This window comes from Asanoa ferruginea (assembly GCF_003387075.1).
Lineage (GTDB): Bacteria > Actinomycetota > Actinomycetes > Mycobacteriales > Micromonosporaceae > Asanoa > Asanoa ferruginea.
Map to the genome: position 1 here is coordinate 5955961 of NZ_QUMQ01000001.1, position 21654 is coordinate 5977614.

Here is a 21654-nt window from a genome sequence, read left to right on the forward strand (position 1 = left end):
TACGACATGAACGATTCTTGATTGTTCTTGACTACACCACCTCGCCGAACACGGAGTTGGCGTTCCGGACGGCCGGGCGGTCGAGGTCGGCCAGCCGCCGCCGCACCTCCGCCACCCGGTCGTGCTCCAGATCGGAGAGCAGCCGCTCGGCCCGTTGCCACTCGGTGCGGGCGCCTTCGCGGTCGTCGCCGTCGAGCAGGGCGGAGCCGAGATGGATGTGCGAGGCGGCGAGATAGTAGGGGTCGTCGCCGCGGGTGAAATAGGCGATGGCGCGCCGGAAGGCGTCGACCGCGGTGTCGAGCCGGCCCAGGTGTTGGTAGGCGGCGCCGAGTGTGTCCCAGGTGGCGGCGCGGACGAGCAGGTAGTCGTGATCGGCCAGGGCCGCCAGGGCCTGGTGCCCGTAGTCGACAGCCTCCTGGAAGTTTCCGACCGTGCAGGCCAGGAAGGCCAGGGAGTTGAGCGCGGCGCCCTCGCCCAGGCGGTTTCCCGCGATCTGGTTGAGCAGCAACGAGCGCTCGTAGTAGTGCCTGGCCAGCGCCGGATCGCCGGTGCGATGGACCATGATGGCCAAGGTGGTCAGGGTGAGCGCCTCGCCCGACGGGTCGCCGATCTCCTCGTGGATCCGCCGCGCTTCCTCGGCTGTGCTCCGGGCCAGTTGGGCCTGGCCCATCCGGCTGTAGGCGACCGCCAGGCCGTGCCGCACGTGCGCCTCACCGACCCGGTCGCCGGCGCGCACGACGGCGTCGAGCACGAGCCGGCCACCGTCGATCCGGTCGCGCCAGTTGCCCTGTTGCTGCTGGAACTTGCTGAACGTCCAGCTCAGCCGCCACGCGACCGAGGGCAGCCCGACAGCGAGTGCGCGCCGGACCGCCGCGGTGAGCACCGGATATTCGGCGGCGAACCAGATGTGGGCGGCCTCGTAGTCGGCCATCGGCACGATCTGCACGCCCGGCGCGGCGTCGGGGAGCGTCAGGTAGCTGTAGATGGGCGTCATCCGGAGCCGGGCCGCATGGCTGACGTGCAGGTAGTGGTCGAGCAGGCGAACCTCCGCCGGCCCGCGGTCCGAATCCTCGACGAGCTCCTGCGCGTATTCCCGGAGCAGGTCGTGCATCGCGTAGCGGCCCGGGCGCGCCTCGGCGAGCAACTGTGCGCCGAGCAGCTCCTGGATCAGCCGCCGGGTCTGCGCCACCGGCAGCGCCGCGAGGCTGGCCGCCGCCGGCACGCTGATGTCGTTGCCGAACTGCACGCCCAGCAGCCGGAAGAGGCGCCCGCCGGCGGGGCTGAGCCGCCGCAGCGACCAGGAGAACACGGTGCGCGCGTCGATCGCCGTGTCGTCGCTGGCCAGCGCGTCGAGGGTGTTGCCGTCTTCACGCAGCTCGGCGGCCAGCACCGCCAGCGGCACGTCGGGGCGCATCTCGATGCGGCTGGCCAGCACCGCGAGCCCGAGCGGCAGCCCGGCGCAGCGGCCGATCATCTCGCGCAGCGCGTCGGGCTCGCGGGCCCCTCGCTCGTGGCCGATGCGGGCGACGACCAGCCGCTCCGCCTCGGCCTCGTCGAGCAGGTCGAGGGCGACGGTGCGGGCGGCGTAGGCGACCTGGAGGCCGGTGAGCCGGCTGCGGCTGGTCACCACGGTCTGCGCGGTGGGGGTGCCGGGCAGCAGCGGCCGCACCTGGTCGGCGTCGCGGGCGTTGTCGAGCACGACCAGCACGCGCCGGCCCGCGAGCAGGCTGCGGTAGAGCGCCGCCCGGTCGTCGAGGTCGACGGGAATGCGTTGTCGCGGCACCCCGAGGGCCTCGAGGAAGCCGCGCAGGGCCGCGGCGGGCGCGGTCACCGCGTCGCTGGCCGAGAAGCCGTGCAGGTCGACGTAGAGCTGCCCGTCGGGGAACAGTTCGGCGGCGCCGCGCGCCCACCGCACGGCCAGGGAGGTCTTCCCGACGCCGGCCGTGCCGTGCAGGATCGTGATCTCGGACGGCTCGTCGAGGCGTTGGAGCTGCTCGCGCCGGCCGACGAAACCGGCAACGCCGACCGGGATCTGTGCGGCCGGCGTGATGAGCGGTGAGCCGAGCTCGCCGCGCAGGATCGACTGGTGGAGCTGTTGCAGGCCGTTGCCCGGGTCGACGCCCAGCTCGTCGGCGAGCGTGCGGCGCAGCAGCTCGTAGCGCTCGAGCGCCTCGGGATCGCGCTGCGCGGCGTGCAGGGCCCGCATCAGCGCGTCGATGACCGGCTCGACCAACGGATAGCGGTCGGCGAGCCGCTCCAGCGGCCCGAGCGTGTCGGCGCTCCGGCCGAGGCCGAGCTCCAGGCCGGCCCAGCGGACGGTGGCGTCGCGGTGCTCGGCCAGCCAGCGGGTCCGGCACTCGTCGGCCCAGGCGCCGCCGACGCCGTCGAGCGGCTCGCCGGTCCACAGCTCGAGGGCCTCGCGCAGCAGCCGGGCCTGCTCGTCGGGGGAGCCGGTCGACGTGCTCAGGGTGTGGAAGCGGTGCAGGTCGACGGCCGCGCCGCCGGGGTCGAGGCGGTAGCCGGCCGGCTGTTTCACCAGCCGAGGCGGGTCGTCACCGAGGCGGCCGAGCAGCCCGCGCAGCCGTGCGATGTAGGTGTGCAGCGCGTTTCGCACCTGTGCGGGCGGGTGGTCGCCCCACACCCGGTCGATCAGCGTGTCTGGGCCGACCGCGCGGCCGGCGTCGGCGAGCAGGACCGCCAGCACCGTGCGTTGCTTCATCGGGCCCAGATCGACCCGCCGGTCGCCGTCCCACAACTCGACCGGACCCAGTAGACGAAACTGCATAGACCACTCGACCCCCGCCCCCGCCCCCCGGCGCGTCCCGTCCGGTCCACCGTAGAGCAAGGCAGGTTTCGATCTCGTCCCCTTATTGATAGACAGCCGGCAGGCCGAACGCGGCGAAGTGGGTTACCCCGATGAACGAGGTGATGGCGCAGACCCGGTCGTCGCGGAAGCTGAACACGTCGATCGACCAGGCGCCGAACGCGTCGCCGCCGTCGGGGCACGAATACGATGCCACGGCCGGTTGGCCGTTGGCCCGCGTGAGCAGGTGCTGCCACTGGCCGCACGATCCCATCGGTATCCGTTCGGCGAAGTCGCGCACTGCCGCCAGCCCCGCGTACCAGCCGCGCAGCGGCGGCATCGACCAGGTGACGTCCTCGGTCAGCATCGCGACCAGCGCGCCGACGTCGCCGCGGCGCAGGGCGTCGGCGTACGTCGCGGCCAGCGCCCGCGCTCGCGCGTCGTCGACCCGTTGGACCGGGGTCGGCGCCTTCGACGCGATCAGGGCCCGGGCGCGCTGGAGCGCACTGTTCACCGACGCCACCGTGGTGCTCATCATGTGTGCGACCTCGGCTGGCGTGAACCCGAGCACCTCGACCAGGAGGAGCGCGGCACGCTGGTTGCCGGGCAGGTGCTGCAACGCCGCGACGAACGCGAGCTCGACCGATTCGCGATGCTCGTAGGCCGGGTAGGGGGTGAGCCAGGCGACCTCGTCGTCCGGCACGTCGGCGGTCAACGCGAAGGTGCTGGCCGGTCCGAGATCGACGGGGAGGGCCCGCTTGCCGCGGCGCTGGATGACGTCGAGGCAGGTGCGGGTGGCCACCGTGTAGATCCAGGAGCGGACCGCATCGGGCGACCGGACCGCCCCGAGGCCACGCCAGGCTCGCAGCATGGCCTCCTGCAAAGCGTCGTCGGCGTCGTGGCTGGAACCGAGCATGCGGTAGCAGTGCGCGTGCAGCTCGTCACGCAGCGGTGCGACCAGCTCGGTGAACTCCACGACCGATGATTCTGCCCCGCCGCGCCGGTCTTATCTCCTGACGACCAGTGAAGGAGCGAGTTGGTGGACCATAACGAGAGGCCGAGCATCCGCTACAGCGGGACGACCGTCGACTGCGCGGATGCCGGCGCGCTCGCCGACTTCTACGCGGCATTGACCGGCGGAGCGGTGATCGTACGACAGGATCATTGGGCATTGATCCGGACCGGCGACGGAGAGATCGCCTTCCAGGCGACACCCGGATATCAACCACCGGTGTGGCCCGACCCGGCCGCGTCGATCCAGATGCACCTCGACTTCTACGTCACCGATCGCCCTGCGGCCGAACGGTTCGCGCTCGACCTCGGTGCGGTCAAGTTCGACCACCAGCCGAACGACGACCACTGCACCGTCTTCGCCGATCCGGCCGGGCACGCCTTCTGCCTGTCGACGTGGGGGGAACCGAGCTGATGCGGATCCTGGGCAGTCTCGGATCGGCGGGCGGCAGAGGTGTCGTCCGCATGGAGGAGCGCTACGGCACCGATATCGACGACCTGTGGTCAGCGATCACTGATCCGCCGCGGCTGGCCCGCTGGCTCGGCGACATCGTCAGGGATGGCGGCAGCTACCACGCGCGCTACCACGCCAGTGGCTGGGAGGGCGACGTGCGGATCGACGTGTGTGAGCCGCCGCGGCGCCTGCGCGTGGTCGACGCCGGTGATCATGTCACCGAGGTCACGCTGACCGCCGACGGTGACCAGACCATGCTGGTCTGGGAGGCGCGCGGCATGCCGCTGCACCTGCTGCCCGCCTACGGTGCCGGGAACCAGATCCATGTCGAAGACCTCACCGCCTACCTCGCCGGACGCGACCGGTGCGATGCCGCCGCGCGGTTTCGCGAACTCGAACCCGCCTACAAAGTTTGCGCTACCCGAGCCCCATCGATATGCCCGCTAGGTCCGAAGATCGGCCGTAGCCTGGGTCGGGTGAAGAATGCATCCGTGACCCGCCGGCGGCTACTCGCGGGCGTCGGCTCGGCCGTGGTCGCGGGTCTGGCAGGCTGTGGTGCCAGCACGGCCGAGACGCCACCGCGGCAGCCGGCGAGTCCGACGCCCTCACCCCGCGTCACCGACGAGGCCGCACTCCGCCGCAAGATCGCTAGCCTGCTCGTGGTCGGTTTCCGCGGCGAGACGGTCAACAGCAACGACTGGATCGTGAAGGCGATTCGAAACGGCCTCGGCGGCGTCATCCTCTTCGACAAGGAACTGGCGACCAACGGCCCGCGCAACATCAGCTCGCCGGCACAGGTCACGGCGCTCGTGAAGAGCCTGCGGCAGGCCTCACCCGGCCGGCTCATCGTGTCGATCGACCAGGAAGGCGGCCAGGTCGCCCGCCTCAACCCGAGCAACGGCTTCCCGGCGACGAAATCGGAGGCCGAGATCGGGGCCGAGAACTCGCCGGCCGCGACGCGGGCCTGGGCCCAGCAGATCGCCAGCAGCCTGACGTCGATCGGCGCCAACCTCAACTACGCGCCGGTCGTCGACCTGAACCTGAACCCGAACAACCCCGCGATCGGCCAGCTCGGCCGCAGCTTCTCGGCCAACGTCGACGTCGTCGTCACGAACGCGACCGAGGAGATCCAGGTCCACCGGGCCAGCAAGGTCAAGACGTCGCTCAAGCACTTCCCCGGCTTCGGCACCGCGACCGGCAACACGGACTTCGACGTCGTCGACGTCAGCGCCACCTGGCGGCCCATCGAACTCGAACCGTTCCAGCGCCTGATCGCCAGCGGCAACGCCGACTCCGTCCTGGTCGCCCACCTGCTGATCAAGCAACTCGACCCGAACCTGCCGGCCTCGCTGTCCCCGGCGGTCGTCACGAACCTGCTCCGCGGCCAACTGGGCTTCAAGGGCCCCACCGTCAGCGACGACATGCAGGCGGCCGCCATCACCCGGCGCTACGGCCGCGACGAATCGGTCGCGCTGGCCCTCAAGGCAGGCCTTGACCTGCTCGTATTCGCCAACCAGCAGGTGTACGACCCGAACGTCGTCGACGAGACCCTCGACAACGTCGTCAACCTGGTCCGCACCGGACAGCTCACCGAGGCCCAGATCGACCAGGCCGTGACCCGCGTCGACACCCTCCGCCCCCGCTAACGGAGCGATCTGCCCCAACCGAAAGGCGTCGCCACTCGTCTAAGTTGCTGAAGGAGGCATCGATGGCGACGTGGGAGTCCGCGCTGGCAGACCTGGTCGCCATGCGCGGAGCGGCACTGAAGCGCTATGCCTTCCTGCTGTGCGGCAGCGACACCGAGGCGGATGACCTGGTCCAGGACGCCCTGGTCAAGGCATTCACCCGGCGGCGGCGCCACGAGGTGGCGCACCTGGAGCAATACGTGCGCAAATCAATGCTCAACCTCTTTCTCGACCAGGCCCGACGGCGCGCGATCTGGCGCCGCCTGATGCCGGTGGTCGCGGCGCCGGCATCAGCGCCCGACGAATCAGCTGGCGCCGATGCCCGCCATGACCTCCGGGCCGCTCTGCTGACGTTGACGCCGCAACAGCGCGCCTGCGTGGTGCTCTATTACCACCTCGACCTGCCGGTTTCTGACATCGCCGCCCAGCTCGGCTGTGGTGCCGGCACGGTCAAACGGCACCTGCATGACGGGCGGCGCCGGCTGGTGGGGCTCTTGGACGAGGAGGACGATCATGCGTTCCGATGACCTGCTCCGGGCCCGGCTCGACGACACGGCCAACCGGGCCGCCCCGCTGCGGGTGACGACCGACCAGGTCAGGTCGCGGGTGAAACGCCGTCGGCGGCTTGTCGCAGCCGGGACGGGTATCGCCTCGATCGCGGTGATCTCCGCGGTGGCCTTCGCCGTGGGTGGCTTGACCGGAGGCACACCTTTGATGGTCGCGACGCCAGGTCCGTCTTACTCGCCGCGTCCGCAACAGCCACCCGCGCTGTTCATCTGTGGCGCGCCCTACGACGTGCCCGACTCGCCCACGGTCGACGCGCTGACGGTCACCGTGACCTCGCAGAAGGTTTCCGACCAGGCGGCACCCGCCCTCACCGCAACGTTCGAGACGACGCGCCAGGTCTTCGTGGCGGCCGGTCGTCCGTCGGGTATGCAAGTGCTCTACCTCAAAGACGGCATCATCGTCGGCGGCGGCCCCATGCTCAACCAGCCCGGCGACACCCGAGGGCAGGGCGTCGACCCGGTGCGTGAGGGATTCGACGTGGCTCCTGGCAGCCCTCACGTGCAGAATCTGGGTCCGCGTACGACGCTTTGCGGCTCGCAGACCTGGCCCGAGGTCTGGTCCTCGGCCGGCGAATACGACGTGGCGCTCGTCCTCGGCCCCGTCGACGTCGATGCCCACGAACTGCGCTTCCAAGTCCCGTCTTCGGCGCGGGCAGAGAACCTGATCGTCACCCGGGCGCGGCTGTCCCCGGCCGACTGAGCGGGTTGGCCTCTCGTCACACCCGGCATGTCCACGAAGTAGGACGGCACGTTGCCGGACGTGGGCCCGTCGCGAGATCATCGACGCCAGGTGATGGCTGGCTTACCGGGACCGGAGGTACATGCAGGCGCTCGATCCACGCGGAGTGACGACCGCAGAGGAGTTCGTCGTCCTGCTGCGCCGCGTACGGGACCGGTCGGGCCTGTCCTACCGGACGATCGCGAAACGGGCCGAGCTGGCCGGCGCCGTGTTGCCCGCCAGCACGCTCGCCACCATGCTCGCCCGGCAGACCCTTCCGCGCCGGGAGCTGGTCACCGCCGTCCTGACCGCGTGTGAGGTCCCGCCCGCGGCGGTCCGGCAATGGATCGCCGTGTGGGAACGGCTGGCCGAGGGGACGAAACCGGCCACCGTAGAGGATCCGGAGCCCGTCGAGCGGCCGTTCCAGTTGCCACCAGCGCCGCCCGTGCTGGTGGGTCGCGACGACGAGCTCGACCGGCTCGCCGAGGGGTTGGCCCAGCCGCCGGGCGTGTGGCTGCTCACCGGCGCCGGCGGTGTCGGCAAGTCCGCCCTCGCGGTGCTGGCCGCCCACCGCGCGGCCGGCCGGCATCCGGGCGGCTGCCTCTACGTCGACCTGCGTGGGGCCAGCGCCGACGCCGCGCCGAGCGAGCCGCACGACGTGCTTCTCGGCTTCCTGCGGGCGCTCGGCGTGCGCACGGCACCCGCCACCGTCGACGAGGCGAGCGCGCTTTTCCGGAGTACGACGGCCGACCGCGCCATGTTGGTCGTGCTCGACAACGCCGGGTCGGCTGCGCAGGTGCGGCCGCTGCTGCCCAGTGGTCCACGGTCGACCACGCTGGTCACCAGCCGCTGGCGGTTGCCCGACCTCGACGTGACCCGGCGGCTCGCGGTGGAGCCGCTGCCGGCCCCGGCCGGGCGGGAGTTGCTCGCGCACCTCTGCGGGCCGGAGCGGGTGGCCGCCGAGGCCGCGGCCGCCGGTGACATCGTCCGGCTCTGCGGCGGGTCTCCGCTCGCGCTGCGGATCGTGGGCGCCCGGGCCGCGGGCCGGCAGGCGCCGGGCATCCTCGGCGCCCTCGCCGCCCACCTCGGCGACCATGCCCGCCACCTCGACGAGCTCGAGGTCGGCGACCTGTCCGTGCGCGCGGGCCTGCGGGTGGGATATCGGAGCCTGCAAGCCGACATCGCCGCGTCCGTGTTCCGCCTTGCCGCGGTGCCCGAGTGGATCGAGCTGGGTGCGGCTGCCTGCGCCGCGATGCTCGACACGCCTCCGGTGGCCGTCGAGCGCGCCCTCGACCTGCTCGTCGATGCCCATCTGGTCGAGTGCCCCGCGCCGGGACGGTTCCGCTACCACGACAGTGTGCGGATCTTCGCGCGTGAGCAGGCCGAGGCCGTGGATCCGCCGGCCGTCCGGCTCGCGGTGCGGGAGCGGCTGGCGGCGGTGATGTTCAGTGCCGCCGCGAGCGCCGCGCGCTCGCTCTTCCCGCATGATCCGCTGCCGTACGCGGAGCTCGGCGGCACCGCGCAGCGTCTGATCGCACCCGACGCCACCACCGCGCAGGCCTGGCAGTGGCTCGAACAGGAGCGGGTCAACCTGCGGATGCTCGCCGGCCAGGAGTTCGCGGCCGGCCGGGCGCTGCCGGCGATCCGCGACCTGGGCGTCGCCGTCGCCAAATACCTGGACTATGCCGGCCACTTCGTCGACCAGGCCCGCCTCGGCCAGCTCGCGATCGCGGCCGCGCGGCGGCTCGGCGACCAGCGCGGCACGGCGCAGGCGCTCAACACCCTGGCCATCGCGATGCTGCGGCACGAGCGGCGGCGCGAGGGCATCGAGCTGCTCGACCAGGCGTTGGCGATCAGGCGGGAGCTCGGCGACCGGGCGGGGGAGGCCGCGTGCCTCAACAACCTGGGCAACGCCCACCGCGACAACGGCGACCTCGACGCCGCGCTGCGGTGCCTGGAGCGGAGCCTGGCGCTGCGCAAGGAGCTGAGCGACCAATACAAGACCGGGTCCACACTGGACAACATCGGGATCGTGCTGCGCCGGATGGGCCGGTTCGAGGAGGCGCTCGACCATCACCGCGCCGGCCTCGCGATCACCCGTGAGCTGGACGACCGGCTCCGGGAGGCGCTGGTGCTGACCAACCTCGCCGAGACCGAGCAGCTCGCCGGTCAGCGGCGCGAGGCGCTGGGCCACGCCGAGCGGGCCCTGGCCATCAGCCGGGAGCTGCGCCACGACCGCGGGTGCGGTCTGGCCCTGCAATTGCTGGGCGACATCTACACGAGCCTCGGCCAGTCCGCGCGGGCGCGGGCGTGCCAGGACGAGGCGGCGGAACTGCTGCACGAGCCGGCGATCGGCGCGCCCACGCCGATCGCCGGCTGACATGCGCGCCGGACGGCCCCCGAACTCATTGCCCATCCGGCGAGTCGCTCACCAGGGAAGCGTCTTGCGGGCTCCTCCTGCTGTCTCGGAAACTGCCTCGGAAACACTGACGCGGCAATCGTCGGTGCCCCGGACACCCGGAGGAAGGATCTCGAACACCCTCGAACGGATCCGAACGCGGTCAGGCCGGCCGGCGCGACTCGTGCAGCGCGACCAGCCCGTCGACACCGCGGAGGAAGGTCGCGCAGATCGCGGCCGGGTCGAACAGACATCCGGCCGCCATGGCGCCGTCGCGGAGCATGACGAACTGCTGCGCGGCCGCTTCGGCCCCGGCCGCCTCGATGCGCGCCATCAGCGTGGTGACCGTGTCGAGGAACCACTCCCGATGGGCGAGGACGGCCTGGTGCACGGGATGGGCGAGATCGGGATATTCGGCCACGGCGTTCAGGAACGCGCACCCGCGAAAGCCGGGCGACTGGATGCCCTGTGCGATCGCCGCCGCGATGGCCCGGAGGCCCTCACCCGGTGATACGCCAGCGGTGAGGGCCGTTTCCACCTGGCCGCGGATGCCTTGGTCGGCGCTCTGGAGATAGGCGAGAACGAGGTCTTCCTTGCCTGGGAAGTGCCGGTAGAACGTGGCCCGGGTCACTTTCGCCTCGCCGATGATCCGGTCGACGCCGACCGAATGGATGCCTTCCGCGTAGAAAACCCGGGTCGCCGTGGTCAGGAGCCGCAGGCGCGCCTCGGATGGCCGGGTCTCGGGTTCGGTGCGATCCATGTGCCCAGCGTAGCGGATAGAACGTTCGGTCTTGACAGCGCGAACTGAGCCGCGTCATCCTGAGCCCAGACAGAACGTTCGTTCTTCCAGAAGGGCCGATCATGACCACCCTCACCGCACCCGGCTTCTCGACGACGGCGACCGCGCTCCGGCGGCTCTACTTCGCCCGCTTCGCGTTCGCCGTCGTCTGGGCGGCCGTGACGTTCGCGATCGCCGACGAGCTCACCGTGCTCACCACCACGCTCCTGGTGATCTACCCGCTGGTCGACGCGGCTGCCGCGGTCATCGACCTCCGCTCGTCGCGCACCACCGGCTCGCCCACTCTGCTGCGCGTCAACATCGTGGTCAGCGTGCTCGCCGCCGTCGGTCTGGCCGTCGCCGGCGCGTCCGGCATTCCGGCAGTCCTGCGCGTGTGGGGTGTCTGGGCGGTGGTGGCCGGGCTGGTCCAACTGGTCGTGGGCGTCACCCGCCGCGGCATGGGCGGCCAGTGGCCGATGATCATCAGCGGCGGCCTCTCCGTGCTCGCCGGTGGGGCGTTCGTCGCCGCTGCCTCCGCCGACGATCCGGCGCTGACCAACGCGATCGGCTACGCCATCCCCGGCGCCATCTTCTTCCTCATCGCGGCCATCCGGCTGCGCCGCACGCCGAAGACCAACTGAGATGGACTGGTGGCAACCCGGCCACCCCAACGAGAGAACGAGGGCGTCATGCCAACCAAGATCACGTTGATCGTTGACAATCCCGCGAACCCGGACGAGTTCGAGAAGGCCTACGCGGAGGTGCGGCAGGCCGCGGACACGCTGCCGAAGGTCCAGCGGGTCGAGTCGGCCAAGGTGTGGCCGAAGGAGGACGGCTCGCCCACGCCCGCCTACCGGACGCTCGACCTCTATTTCGACAGCTACGAGGACGCTTCGGCCGCGGTGACCACGCCTGCCGACGCAGCCCTGTTCGGTGGGCTCGTAGGAACGAAGGTGACCTTCACGGGGCTGTTCTCCGATATCGAGCAGTAGCGGCCGGCAACTGCGCGAGCCCCGGTCGGTCCCATTCCTCGTCGAGCCCGAGGCCGCGCAGGTCGGCGACGACGCCTTCCTGCTCGGCCTCGTAGAGCCGCCAGATCACCCGCAGACCCTGGAGGCTGCCGGGGCCGTCGGTCAGCGGTGGGGACGAATTGTCGAGGCAGTCGACGAAGTGGACGAGTTCGGCTCCGAGGTGCTTCGAGTCGGCCGACACGGTCATCAGGACCTCGGCATCGGCGGGGTCGGGGGAGAGCCGGCCGGAGAGCCCACCGCGCGGTGCGTCACCGGGCCACGGCTTGTGCGCGTAGAGCACCCCACCCGTCAGGTCGGCCTCCAGCATGCCGCCGGCGCAGTGCACGTGGATCGCGTACCCGTGGCGCGTCGCGCGGGCACCCCAGGTGCCGAAGTGGTAGCCGAGCGCGCCGCCCTCGAACTCGATCGTCGCGTTGCTCGTGCCCTCCCGCTCCATCCACGGCGTGCCGGCGCGGGTGCCCAGGTGGGTGCCGCGCACCGGACGCCCGAGCAGCCACAGGAGCAGGTCGACGTAGTGGCAGCCGTGGCTGAAGAACTGCCCGCCACCGAGCCGCGCCGCCGACCGGATCCAGTGCCCTTCGGGGTGCTCGGTGTGCTGCTCGGTAAAAATCGAAACCTGGAAGACCTCGCCGTAGGCGCGGGCCGCGACCAGCTCACGGACGCGGGCGACAAGCGGATGGAAGCGCATCGGGTACGCGGTCATCAGGGTCGTCCCGGCCACGGCGGCGGTGTGGATGAGGTCGAGGCACTGCGCTTCGGTCACCGCCATCGGCTTTTCCATGAGCACGTGCTTGCCGGCGCGCAGGCAGGTGACGCCGATCTCGTGGTGGAGGTCGTGCGGCGTGACGACCAGACAGGCGTCGACGTCGTCGAGCAGCTTGCGGTAGTCGGTGACGGCCCGCCGGGCGCCCAGCAGGGCGGCGGCCCGGCGCGCCCGCTCCGGGACCACGTCAGCGGTGCCGACGACCTCCACTCGGTCGCCGAGCTCCGCGAAGACCTGCCGGTGGGCGTCTTCCATGTCGCCACAGCCGATGACCGCGAGCCGGTGAGGTGCCATGCCGGTTCCTTTCAGAAATACGTGTACGCGATCTCGGCGAAGGTCCCGTCGGGCTCGACGATCGGGATGCCCGTCCACTTGTCGAACGTGGTGCAGGGGTGGGAGATCCCGAACGCGACGAGGTCACCGACCTCGACCGTCGATCCCGGCGGGAGCCGCAGGTAGGCGTGCTGGTCGTTGACCGCGAACACGGTCGCGTCGAACGGTTCGACGGTGGTGCCGCGGCGCCGCCAGCGGGGCACCGGCAGGCCGGAGTCGGCCGACGCGTCGCGGCGGCCCAGCCCGGCCAGCGCCAGGCCCGGCTCCGGCGTCGAGAGCACCACTGCCCAGACGAGCAGCGCCTCGCGTAGGCGGTGTGCGGCGCGGGGATGGTCGCCGAAGGGGGAGAGCTCCGCGTAGGTGCCGGCATCGTGCGTGACGTAGCAACCGCTGCGCAGCACGGTGCGGTAGCCGAGCGGCCCGACGGCCGCCGGCACCAGCTCCACGACCCGGTCGAAGTAGGCGCTGCCGCCGACCGTGACGATCGGGTCCGGCCCCGCCAGCCCCTCGCCGGCCACCGCGCGGGCCAGCGTGACCATCCGGTCGAGGAGGCGGTCGACCTCCTCGACCGCGCTATCCCCGGCGACGATGCCCTCGAACGCGGCGATGCCGGCCAACGTCGCCGGCCCCTTCGCCACGGCGCGGGCCAATGCGAGTGCCGCGTCGTCGTCGCGCAGGCCGGTGCGGCCACCCGGCATGCCCAGCTCGACCAGCACCCGCAGTCGCGGCAGCCGGTCGGCGGCGATGCCGTTCTCCAGCGCGGCCAGTGCGGCGGGGGAGTCGGCGTAGCAGTAGAGTTCGAGGTCGTCGTGGCTCGCGAGCAGCGTGTCCACGGTGGACAGCGAGCCCGCGTCGACGACCTCGTTGGCCAGCAGCAGCCGGCGGAAGCCGAGGGCGGCGAGCGTGCGCGCCTGCCAGGCGGTCGCCACCGTCACCGCCCACGCGCCGGCGTCGAGCTGGCGCCGGATGAGCTGCGGCGACATCGTCGTCTTGCCGTGCGGCGCGAGCAGCACGCCGTTGTCGGCGCAATAGCGGGCCATCGTGGCGATGTTGTGCTCGAGTGCGTCGCGCAGCAACACCGCCGTCGGCAGTGCGACGGTGCCGTCGAAGACGTCGCCGGGCGCGGACGGGTCGTCGGGCAGCCCTTTGAGGGGTAAGTCAGCGCGCACGGCGGAGCACCTTTCCTGGTCGGGCGGGGCCGAGGACCCCGTCTCGGACGACGATCTGCCCCGCGACGACGGTGAGCGCGACGCCGACCGGTGCCTGTCGCGGCGCCTCGAACGTCGCACGGTCGGCGACCGTCGCGGGGTCGAATGCGGTCAGGTCGGCGACGAAGCCGGGCCGGATCTCGCCCCGGTCGGTGAGACCGAGCCGGCGTGCGGGGCCCGTCGACATCTTGTGCACGGCGTCGGTGAGCCCGAGGACGCCGCGGTCGCGGACGTAGCGGCCGAGCACGCGCGGGAACGTGCCGAAGGCGCGCGGATGCGGCTTGTCGGTGGCGGCCGGGTCGAGCGGCAGTGCGTTGCCGTCGGAGCCCACCAGCGCGAGGGGGTGGGCGAGGAACGCGGTCATGTCGGCCTCGGTGCGGTAGTGGAGCACCACCTGGGCGGCGCTGCCCAGCTCGACGCAGAGGTCGAGCAACACCTCCTCGGCCGGCTGGCCGAGGCGGGCCGCGACCTCGGCCAGCGACAGTCCACACAGGTCGGTGCGCGGGCCGGCCGCGGTGAGCACGATCCGGTCCCAATGCCAGGGGATCCCACCGAAGAAGCCGGGGCGGATGTCGGCGAGCGCGCGCCGCCGCCAGTCGGGGTCGCCGGCGTGCGCGCGCAGGCCGGCGCTGCCGCCCTCCTGCACCCACTCGGGCAGGTATTGCACCATCGCCGACGAGGAGGCGTCGTAGGGATAGACGTCGAAGGCGACGTCGAGTCCCTCGTCGCGGGCCGCGTCGAAGCGGGCCAGCGCGGCGTCCGCGCGGCCCCACCAGGCCGGGTCGTTCAAAGCCAGATGCGAGAACTGCAACCGTCCCCGGGTACGCCGGACGGCGTCGAGCGCCTCGTCGATCGCGTCGAGCTCCCGCCCGGCCGCGGCCCGCGCGTGGGTCGCGTAGAGCGCGCCGTGCCGGGCGCAGACCGCGACCAGTGCGGCGACCTCGTCGGCGTCGCCGAGCGCCGAGGGGGTGTGGGTCAGGCCGGTCGACATCCCGTAGGCACCGGCGCGCAGAGCCGCGTCGAGCAGCGACCGCATCCGGTCGAGGTCGCCGTCGCGCAGCGGTCCGTAGGGCTCGGCCATGGCGGCGATGCGCAGCGCGCTGTGGCCGACCAGCGGCGCGACGTTGACCGATGGCCCGGCGGCGTCGACCGCCGCGGCGTAGCCGTCGAGGTCGGACCAGTCGATCGCGGCCGGCGGGTCGCCGAGGCGGGCGACCTGGTCGATGAGGGCCGCGCGCCGGTCGGGGTGGACCGGGAACGCCGAGTAGCCGCAGTTGCCGACGACCTCGGTGGTCACGCCCTGCAGCGCCTTGCTCTCCCCGGCCGGGTCGTGGATCAGGCTGACGTCGGAGTGGGTGTGTATGTCGACGAAGCCGGGGGTGAGCACGAGCCCGTCGAGGTCGACGGTCTCCCGAGCAGGGCCGGCGTCGGGCCCGACGTGCACGATCCGGTCGGCGCGCACGCCCACGTCTGCCCGTCGCGGCGGCGATCCGGATCCATCATGGATGGTCGCGCCGGTCAGAACCAGGTCGAGAGCCAATCGATCGTCCCTCCCCAGGGATCGCATCAGCCAGGGTTAGCTCAGCACGCTCCCGAGCTGCACACACACGTCGACCAACCGCCGGCCGACGGCCGCCACCTTCTCCTCGGTCATCCGGTAGGCCGGCGCGGAGATGCTGATCGCCGCGATCGGCCGGTCGGTGCCGTCGAGGATCGGTGCGGCCACGCAGCGGGAGCCGAGCTCGTTCTCCTCGTCGTCGACCGCGTAGCCGGCGTCGCGGCGCGCGATGTCGGCGAGCAGGTCCTCGATCGACGTGATGGTCCGGGGCGTGCTGGCCCGCGTTAAGTCCACTTCGGACAGCAGCTCGCGCGCCTCCTTCTCCGGGAGCGCGCGCAGAATCGCCTTACCCAGCGCCGTGGAGTGCACGTTGTCGCGGAGCGCGATCGTGACCGTGGTGCGCAGGCGCTGCTCACTCTCGATCGCGTCGAGGTAGACGACCTGGCCGTGGCTGACCACTCCGAGGTTGACCGTCTCGCCGAACTCCTCGTGGAGCTGGTGCATGGACGGCCGGGCGAGCCGGACCAGATCGGTGGAGTTGCGGGCCGCACGGCTGAGGCCGTAGAGGGCCGGGCCGAGCGAGTATTCGCGGCGGACCTCGTCACGCACGACGTAGCCGCGCTGGTCGAGGGTCTTGAGGATGCGGTAGGCGGCGGGCTTGGTCACACCGGTCTGCTGGCAGAGGTGCGCCACGGTGCAGGGCGCGTCCGCCGCCAGCGCGTCGAGGATTTCGAGCGCCTTGACGAGGACGCCGACCTCGTCGGTCCGTCGTTCGTTGGCCACTGGCTGGCTCTTCCCTTGGTCCACATACCGGAACTAGATTTCGGTAAGCGTACACACCGTTGGCTTGGAAGGGCCGGGTGGGAAGCATGCGGATCGGTCTCGGCGGCATCTGGCAGGAAACCAACACCTTCGCACCGCAACCAACGAGTCTGACCGACTTCCAGCGCTACCAGTATTTCGAGGGCCCGGACCTGGTGGCCGGGCTGCGCGGCACCGGCACCGAGCTGGGCGGTGCGATCGCAGCGGCGCAGGAACGCCGGGTCGAGCCGGTCGGGCTGCTGTTCGGCGCCGCGCTTCCGGCCGGGACCGTCGACCGGGCGGCCTTCGAGACGATGCTGCACGCGTTGGTCGAGCGGACCCGGGCGGCACCGCCGCTCGACGGGCTGATGCTCTCGCTGCACGGCGCGATGGTCGTCGACGGGCATCCCGACCCGGAGGCCGAACTGGTCGCCGCGTTGCGCGCGGTCGTCGGCGAGCTGCCGATCGGCGTGAGCCTCGACTACCACGCGAACGTCGGCCCTGCGCTGCCGCGGCTGGCGGACGTGCTGGTCGGCTACCGCACCTACCCGCACACCGACATGGCCGAGCGCGGCGCCGAGACGATGGAACTGGTGATCCGGATGGCCCGCGGCCGCGACCGGCCACAACGGCACGCCGTCAAGCTGCCGCTGCTGACGGTCCCGCCGGCCCAGGAAGACGCGTCGGAGCCGATGACGTCGATCCTCGCGGCCGCCGACGCGATCACCCGGGAGAGCGGAGTCTGGACGGCGAGCGCGTTGCCGGGCTTCGCCTACGCGGAGAGCGACCGGCTCGGCTTCACCGTGTATGTCGCCGGCGACCGGCACGCCGCCGACCGGGCCAACGAGCTCGCCGCGCACGTCTGGGACCAGCGCGCCGCGTTCGACGCGCCGCTGGTCAGCCCCGACCGGGCCGTCGCGCTCGCGCGCTCCGGGCCGGCGCCGACCGTGCTCGTCGACGTGGCCGACAACGTCGGCGGCGGCTCGCCCGGCGACGGCACCGCGCTGCTGCACGCCCTCTCCAGGGCCGGCGCCCGCGCCGCGGTCGCGGTCCTTTGGGACCCGGCGGCCGTCGACACCGCGCACGCCGCTGACGGCGACCGGCTGACGCTCGACGTCGGCGGCCACAGCGACCCCATGATGGGTCCGCCGTTGCGGGCGACCGGGCGGGTCCGCCGCTACGGGCCGGTCACCTACCTGCGCAGCGGCTCCTACATGCGCCGCCAGCGGGTCGACATGGGCCGGGTCGTGGTGCTCGAAGCCGACATCGGGCAGATCGTGCTCACCGAGCGCCGGGTGGTGCCGTTCGACGACGACCACCTGCGCGCGGTCGACGTGGTCGCCCGCGACGCGCGGGCGATCGTCGCGAAGGGGGCGATCGCGTGGAAGGCCGCGTTCGGGGGCTACGCCGCACAGACCGTCTACGTGCGGACGCCGGGCTACTGCCCGGCCGGGCTCGACCAACTCGCCTACCGCTCCCGACCGGCGCCGCTCTACCCCCTCGAACGCGGCGCGGAGTGGGAAGCCGCCGTCGCGGGCCGCCAAATTCCCAGGTCTTCGAACGATTGACAGCGGCCACCTCACGTTTCTACCGTGGTCCGCATAGCAGAATCGGAGTCCGCATAGCGGACCCGACCCATAGGAGTCCCAATGTCTGAAGACACAGCACGGGGTCGGGGGCACAACTTCAATCGGCGCGATCTGTTGCGCCTCAGCGCGCTGGCCGGAGCGGGAGCCATCTTCGCTCCGGTGTTGAGTGCGTGTTCGGTCGACAGCGGCACCGGTTCGGGCTCCGGCTCCGGATCCGGCGGCGCGAGCCCGAAGGTGATCGGCAACGGGCTGACCGAGAAGAAGCAGTTGACGCCGTTCCAGTTCGGCGGCGCCGCCGGTGAGGTGCCCGCCGGCGTTCCGAAGCGCATCGCGTGGGCCAACACGTCCGACGCGGAGTTCTTCCTTCAGATCACCCGTTCGATCGAGACGGCCGCCAAGGCCCGCGGCCTCGAGTTCGTCACCGCGATCGCCAACGACGACTCGGCCAAGAACGTCGAGCAGATCGAGACGTTCCTCCAACGCGGCATCGGCGCGCTGTGCATCCAGCCACTGGACGCCAACGCGCAGGCCCCGCTGATGAAGCGGGCCATCGAAGCCGGTGCGGCGGTGCTGTCGCTGGTCACCCCGCCCAGCACCTCGCAGGCGGTCGCCGACCAGTACAAGGTCGGCAACGCACAGGGGATGGCCGCGGCGAAATACATCACCGAGAAGATGGGCGGCAACGCCAACGTCGTCTACTTCAACACCGACACGATCGAGGTGCTCAAGGCGCGGCACCAGGGCGCGCTCGACGGCATCAAGACCGCCGGCGCCGGTGCGAAGATCGTCAGCGACATCCAGCCGGCCGCCATCACGCAGGACGGCGGCTTCAAGGCGATGAACACCATCCTCCAGCAGCACCCCGACGTCAACGTGATCGTCGGCGGCGACACCTACTGCCTCGGTGCGCTCTCCGCGCTCCAGGCCGCAGGCAAGGCCCGGCCCGACATGTATCTGTCGGGCATCGACGGCGACGAGCAGGCGCTCGCCGAGATCCGCAAGGGCGGCGCCTACAAGGCCAGCTTCGCGTTCGCCTACCCGCTCATGGGCTACGCGTGGGGCCAGTTCGCGGCCGACTGGCTCGAGGGCAAGCCCATCCCGCAGGTCATGCAGTTCAACGCGATCGAGCTCAACTCGGCCGAGACCATCGACAAATACCAGGCCGACATGAAGGCCGTCGACGAGACCTGGAAGAACTCGGCCACCTACTTCACCATGCTCGGTTCGATCCGCTACCAGGATCGCGAGCAGTTCATCAACTACGCCGCCTGAGGGGTTCCGTTGACACGCCGTTACCTGGTTCCCGGGGAGCCCAGCCGCCGCACCGGTCTCGCACTGCTCTGCGTCGTCCTCGTCGCCTACTTCGGACTGTCGTACGACAACTTCTTCACCGTCTCCAACGGCCTGACGATTCTCATGAACGTCTCGGCGATCGCGATCGCGGCGATCGGCGCGATGTTCCTGGTCGTCTCGGGCAACGTCGACCTCTCGATCGGTGGCCAGTACGCGCTCATCTCCGTGGTCACCGCCCAGTTCGCCAAGAACTCGGGCAACGTCTGGCTCGCGGTGTTCATCGGCCTGCTCACCGGCACGATCCTCGGGTTGGTCAACGGCATCCTCGTCAAATACATGAAGATCTCGCCGCTCATCGTGACGCTGGGCACGATGGCGGTCTTCAAAGGGCTGGCCTATCTGGTCAGCAGCGGCAAGTCCGTGTTCGGCTTCTCGGACGCGTTCATCTTCCTGGGCCGCGCGCGGATCAACACCGTGCCGCTGCCGGTCATCATCGCCGCGGTGCTGTTCGTGATCGGCGGCTTCTGGCTGCTGCGCTCCGCGACCGGGCTGCGGCTGTTCGCGATCGGTGGCAACCAGCAGGCGGCCCGGCTGACCGGCGTCGACGTCGACTGGCTGGTCGTCAAGCTCTACGTGGTCAACGGGCTGCTGATGGGCGTGGTGGCCGTGCTGACCACCGCGCGCCTCGGCAGCGGCACGCCGCAGATCGGCACCTCGTTCGAACTCGACGTGCTCACCGCCGTGATTCTCGGCGGAGTCGGGTTCGCCGGCGGCAGCGGCCATCCCGCCGGGGTGTTCGTCGGCGTGGCGACGATCGGCATCCTCAGTTCCGGCCTGATCTTCGCCGGGCTCGAAGACTGGTGGCAGCAGATCAGCAAGGGGCTCGTGCTGCTGCTGGCGCTCGGCGCCGACCAGATCGCGGAACACCGGCGGGCCCGGTCGGTGCGCAAGGACGCACCGATCGAGGCCGCCGACCCGACGCCGGTGGCCGCGGGACCGCCATCGGCGTCGGGTTCGGCCGAAGACGAATACGGACTCGGCGACGCCGCGCGGCGTACCCCCGGAGAAGTGGTCCTGAGAGCAAGCGGGTTGGCACGCCGTTTCGGGTCGGTGTTCGCCCTGCGCAACGGCACGTTCGAGGTGCGCGCCGGGCAGGTGGTGTGCATCGTCGGCGACAACGGCGCCGGCAAGTCGACGCTCATCAAGCTCATCTCGGGGGTGCACCGCCCCGACGCCGGCACCATCGCGCTCGACGGCGAGCCGGTCGAGTTCGGCGGGCCGATCGACGCGCGCCGTGCCGGGATCGAGACTGTGCACCAGGACCTCGCGGTCTGCCCCAACCTCGGGGTGGCGCACAACCTCATCCTCGGCGACGAGCCGCGCCGCCGGATGTTCGGCGTCATCCCCGTCCGCGACGACGCGGCGGCCATCGCCCGCACCCGGGACCGGCTGGCGTCGCTGGGCATCGCGCTGACCGACATGAACCGATCGGTCGGCCGGCTCTCCGGTGGGCAGCGCCAGTCGGTGTCGATCGCCCGTGCCATGAAGGAAGGCGTGAAGCTCGTCATCCTCGACGAGCCGACCGCGGCGCTGGGCGTCACGCAGACCCGCAACGTGCTGCGGATCGCCCGGCAGGCGGCCGACAACGGCGCCGGCGTGATCCTCATCAGCCACGACATCCGCACCGTCTTCGCGACCGCCGACCGGGTCGTGGTGCTGCGGCTGGGCGAGGTCGTCTACGACGACGAGATCGGCAACGTGACACACACCCGGCTGCTGCACCTGATGGCCGGCCTGGAAGACGTCCGCGGCCCGTCGGGACCGGTCGGCGACGAGGCGGCCCTGGACGCCGCCGCGGCGAAGGGAAACTGACGCGATGGCCCTCGACGACTTCGACCTCACCGGCAAGCGGGTGCTGGTCACCGGCGGCGGCGACGGCCTGGGCCGGCAGATGACCGAGGCGTTCGTCGACGCCGGCGCGACCGTGGTCATCTGCGGCCGGCGGCCGGCGCCGCTGGAGGCGACGGCCGCCGCCCTGCCCGGCGTGATACCGATCCAGGCCGACGTGACCATCGTGTCCGATGTGGACCGACTGGTGGCCGAGGCCGGTGCGATCGACGTGCTGGTCAACAACGCCGGCCTGTCGCACCGCGCGCCCTGGCCCGAGGCCGGCTCCGACGACTGGCGCTTCATCATGACGCTCAACGTCGAGTCGCCGTTCTGGCTCTTCCAGCGGCTCGTCCCGGGGATGATCGAGCGCGGCTGGGGCCGGGTCATCAACGTCGCGTCGGTCTACGGCCTCGTGGGCGGCGACGCCTCGCGCTATCCCGGGATCGACCTCGACATCGCGTCCTACTTCGCCAGCAAGCACGGCATCATCGGGCTCACCAAGTTTCTGGCGGCGCAGGTCGCGCCGACCGGCGTGACGGTCAACGCGCTGTGCCCGGGCATGTTCCCGAGCCCGGCCAACGACGACGCGCTCCAGCCCGAGGTCATCGCCGCGCTCGAGGCCGGCACCCCGATGCACCGGCTGGGCACCGATCGCGAGCTGCGCTCGGCCGTGCTGTTCCTGGCCGCGCCGGCGTCGTCGTTCGTGACCGGCCACAGCCTCGTGGTCGACGGCGGATGGACCGTGTGGTGAGCGGCGGCCCGTGATCCGGCCCCG

Annotated in this window: 18 protein-coding genes; 11 read left to right on the forward strand and 7 right to left on the reverse strand. The window is 71.4% G+C overall.

Going from position 1 to position 21654, the window contains the following annotated elements; all coding sequences use genetic code 11:
• Positions 1 to 31 precede the first annotated feature (31 nt).
• Both DFJ67_RS27865 and DFJ67_RS27870 read right to left on the reverse strand, forming a co-directional pair.
• The gene (locus DFJ67_RS27865; RefSeq protein ID WP_116070738.1) at positions 32 to 2785 is read right to left on the reverse strand and encodes an AfsR/SARP family transcriptional regulator; all 2754 of its coding nucleotides are present in this window, start codon (positions 2783 to 2785) and stop codon (positions 32 to 34) included.
• Positions 2786 to 2867: 82 nt separating this feature from the next.
• Positions 2868 to 3779 (reverse strand): RNA polymerase subunit sigma-70, encoded by a 912-nt coding sequence (locus DFJ67_RS27870; RefSeq protein WP_116070739.1) that lies wholly within the window; start codon positions 3777 to 3779, stop codon positions 2868 to 2870.
• Positions 3780 to 3842: 63 nt separating this feature from the next.
• Between DFJ67_RS27870 and DFJ67_RS27875 the strand changes: the two genes are divergently transcribed.
• From DFJ67_RS27875 to DFJ67_RS27895, 5 genes are all read left to right on the forward strand, one after another.
• A complete protein-coding gene (locus DFJ67_RS27875; protein ID WP_116070740.1) occupies positions 3843 to 4229 on the forward strand; it encodes a VOC family protein in 387 nt (128 codons plus the stop codon).
• Positions 4230 to 4279: 50 nt separating this feature from the next.
• Positions 4280 to 5914, forward strand: coding sequence for a glycoside hydrolase family 3 N-terminal domain-containing protein (locus tag DFJ67_RS27880; RefSeq protein ID WP_244940441.1), 1635 nt, complete (start codon positions 4280 to 4282; stop codon positions 5912 to 5914).
• A gap of 62 nt (positions 5915 to 5976) precedes the next feature.
• Positions 5977 to 6480, forward strand: a complete 504-nt coding sequence (locus DFJ67_RS27885) for an RNA polymerase sigma factor (RefSeq protein ID WP_116070742.1) — start codon at positions 5977 to 5979, stop codon at positions 6478 to 6480.
• Positions 6467 to 7219: a hypothetical protein gene (locus DFJ67_RS27890; RefSeq protein ID WP_116070743.1), complete on the forward strand. Its 753-nt coding sequence runs from the start codon at positions 6467 to 6469 to the stop codon at positions 7217 to 7219. The genes DFJ67_RS27885 and DFJ67_RS27890 overlap by 14 nt, the downstream gene beginning before the upstream one ends.
• A 145-nt stretch (positions 7220 to 7364) precedes the next feature.
• Positions 7365 to 9617 (forward strand): ATP-binding protein, encoded by a 2253-nt coding sequence (locus DFJ67_RS27895; RefSeq protein ID WP_147315625.1) that lies wholly within the window; start codon positions 7365 to 7367, stop codon positions 9615 to 9617.
• 181 nt (positions 9618 to 9798) lie between these two features.
• On the opposite strand, the gene DFJ67_RS27900 is transcribed toward DFJ67_RS27895, so the two are convergent.
• Positions 9799 to 10395, reverse strand: coding sequence for a TetR/AcrR family transcriptional regulator (locus tag DFJ67_RS27900; RefSeq protein ID WP_116070745.1), 597 nt, complete (start codon positions 10393 to 10395; stop codon positions 9799 to 9801).
• Between the two features lie 101 nt (positions 10396 to 10496).
• Between DFJ67_RS27900 and DFJ67_RS27905 the strand changes: the two genes are divergently transcribed.
• Together DFJ67_RS27905 and DFJ67_RS27910 are read left to right on the forward strand one after the other, a co-directional pair.
• The gene (locus DFJ67_RS27905) at positions 10497 to 11054 is read left to right on the forward strand and encodes a hypothetical protein (protein ID WP_116070746.1); all 558 of its coding nucleotides are present in this window, start codon (positions 10497 to 10499) and stop codon (positions 11052 to 11054) included.
• Between the two features lie 48 nt (positions 11055 to 11102).
• Positions 11103 to 11405: an EthD domain-containing protein gene (locus DFJ67_RS27910; RefSeq protein WP_116070747.1), complete on the forward strand. Its 303-nt coding sequence runs from the start codon at positions 11103 to 11105 to the stop codon at positions 11403 to 11405.
• Here DFJ67_RS27910 and DFJ67_RS27915 read toward each other — a convergent pair.
• Genes DFJ67_RS27915 through DFJ67_RS27930 form a run of 4 tightly spaced genes read right to left on the reverse strand, consistent with a single transcriptional unit; the run spans position 11374 to position 16089 of the window.
• A complete protein-coding gene (locus DFJ67_RS27915) occupies positions 11374 to 12501 on the reverse strand; it encodes a Gfo/Idh/MocA family protein (protein ID WP_116070748.1) in 1128 nt (375 codons plus the stop codon). The genes DFJ67_RS27910 and DFJ67_RS27915 overlap by 32 nt on opposite strands.
• 11 nt (positions 12502 to 12512) lie before the next feature.
• Positions 12513 to 13709 (reverse strand): alanine racemase, encoded by a 1197-nt coding sequence (locus DFJ67_RS27920; protein WP_116070749.1) that lies wholly within the window; start codon positions 13707 to 13709, stop codon positions 12513 to 12515.
• The gene (locus DFJ67_RS27925) at positions 13699 to 15288 is read right to left on the reverse strand and encodes an N-acyl-D-amino-acid deacylase family protein (RefSeq protein WP_170216007.1); all 1590 of its coding nucleotides are present in this window, start codon (positions 15286 to 15288) and stop codon (positions 13699 to 13701) included. Before DFJ67_RS27925 ends, DFJ67_RS27920 begins: the two co-directional genes overlap by 11 nt.
• A gap of 36 nt (positions 15289 to 15324) precedes the next feature.
• Entirely contained in the window at positions 15325 to 16089 is a 765-nt protein-coding gene (locus DFJ67_RS27930; RefSeq protein WP_170216008.1) for an IclR family transcriptional regulator, read from the reverse strand.
• Between the two features lie 86 nt (positions 16090 to 16175).
• Between DFJ67_RS27930 and DFJ67_RS27935 the strand changes: the two genes are divergently transcribed.
• From DFJ67_RS27935 to DFJ67_RS27950, 4 genes are all read left to right on the forward strand, one after another.
• Positions 16176 to 17675: a M81 family metallopeptidase gene (locus DFJ67_RS27935; protein ID WP_116070752.1), complete on the forward strand. Its 1500-nt coding sequence runs from the start codon at positions 16176 to 16178 to the stop codon at positions 17673 to 17675.
• Between the two features lie 81 nt (positions 17676 to 17756).
• Positions 17757 to 18968, forward strand: coding sequence for a sugar ABC transporter substrate-binding protein (locus DFJ67_RS27940; RefSeq protein WP_116070753.1), 1212 nt, complete (start codon positions 17757 to 17759; stop codon positions 18966 to 18968).
• Positions 18969 to 18977: 9 nt separating this feature from the next.
• A complete protein-coding gene (locus DFJ67_RS27945; RefSeq protein WP_116070754.1) occupies positions 18978 to 20861 on the forward strand; it encodes an ABC transporter permease subunit in 1884 nt (627 codons plus the stop codon).
• Between the two features lie 4 nt (positions 20862 to 20865).
• Entirely contained in the window at positions 20866 to 21630 is a 765-nt protein-coding gene (locus DFJ67_RS27950; RefSeq protein WP_116070755.1) for an SDR family NAD(P)-dependent oxidoreductase, read from the forward strand.
• The last annotated feature ends 24 nt before the right edge of the window (positions 21631 to 21654 follow it).

Coding starts and splice junctions, on each gene's coding strand:
- DFJ67_RS27865 (WP_116070738.1), bottom strand. CDS start 2,785: ATGCAGTTTCGTCTACTGGGTCCGGTCGAGTTGTGGGACGGCGACCGG.
- DFJ67_RS27880 (WP_244940441.1), top strand. CDS start 4,280: ATGGAGGAGCGCTACGGCACCGATATCGACGACCTGTGGTCAGCGATC.
- DFJ67_RS27885 (WP_116070742.1), top strand. CDS start 5,977: ATGGCGACGTGGGAGTCCGCGCTGGCAGACCTGGTCGCCATGCGCGGA.
- DFJ67_RS27890 (WP_116070743.1), top strand. CDS start 6,467: ATGCGTTCCGATGACCTGCTCCGGGCCCGGCTCGACGACACGGCCAAC.
- DFJ67_RS27900 (WP_116070745.1), bottom strand. CDS start 10,395: ATGGATCGCACCGAACCCGAGACCCGGCCATCCGAGGCGCGCCTGCGG.
- DFJ67_RS27905 (WP_116070746.1), top strand. CDS start 10,497: ATGACCACCCTCACCGCACCCGGCTTCTCGACGACGGCGACCGCGCTC.
- DFJ67_RS27910 (WP_116070747.1), top strand. CDS start 11,103: ATGCCAACCAAGATCACGTTGATCGTTGACAATCCCGCGAACCCGGAC.
- DFJ67_RS27915 (WP_116070748.1), bottom strand. CDS start 12,501: ATGGCACCTCACCGGCTCGCGGTCATCGGCTGTGGCGACATGGAAGAC.
- DFJ67_RS27935 (WP_116070752.1), top strand. CDS start 16,176: ATGCGGATCGGTCTCGGCGGCATCTGGCAGGAAACCAACACCTTCGCA.
- DFJ67_RS27940 (WP_116070753.1), top strand. CDS start 17,757: ATGTCTGAAGACACAGCACGGGGTCGGGGGCACAACTTCAATCGGCGC.
- DFJ67_RS27950 (WP_116070755.1), top strand. CDS start 20,866: ATGGCCCTCGACGACTTCGACCTCACCGGCAAGCGGGTGCTGGTCACC.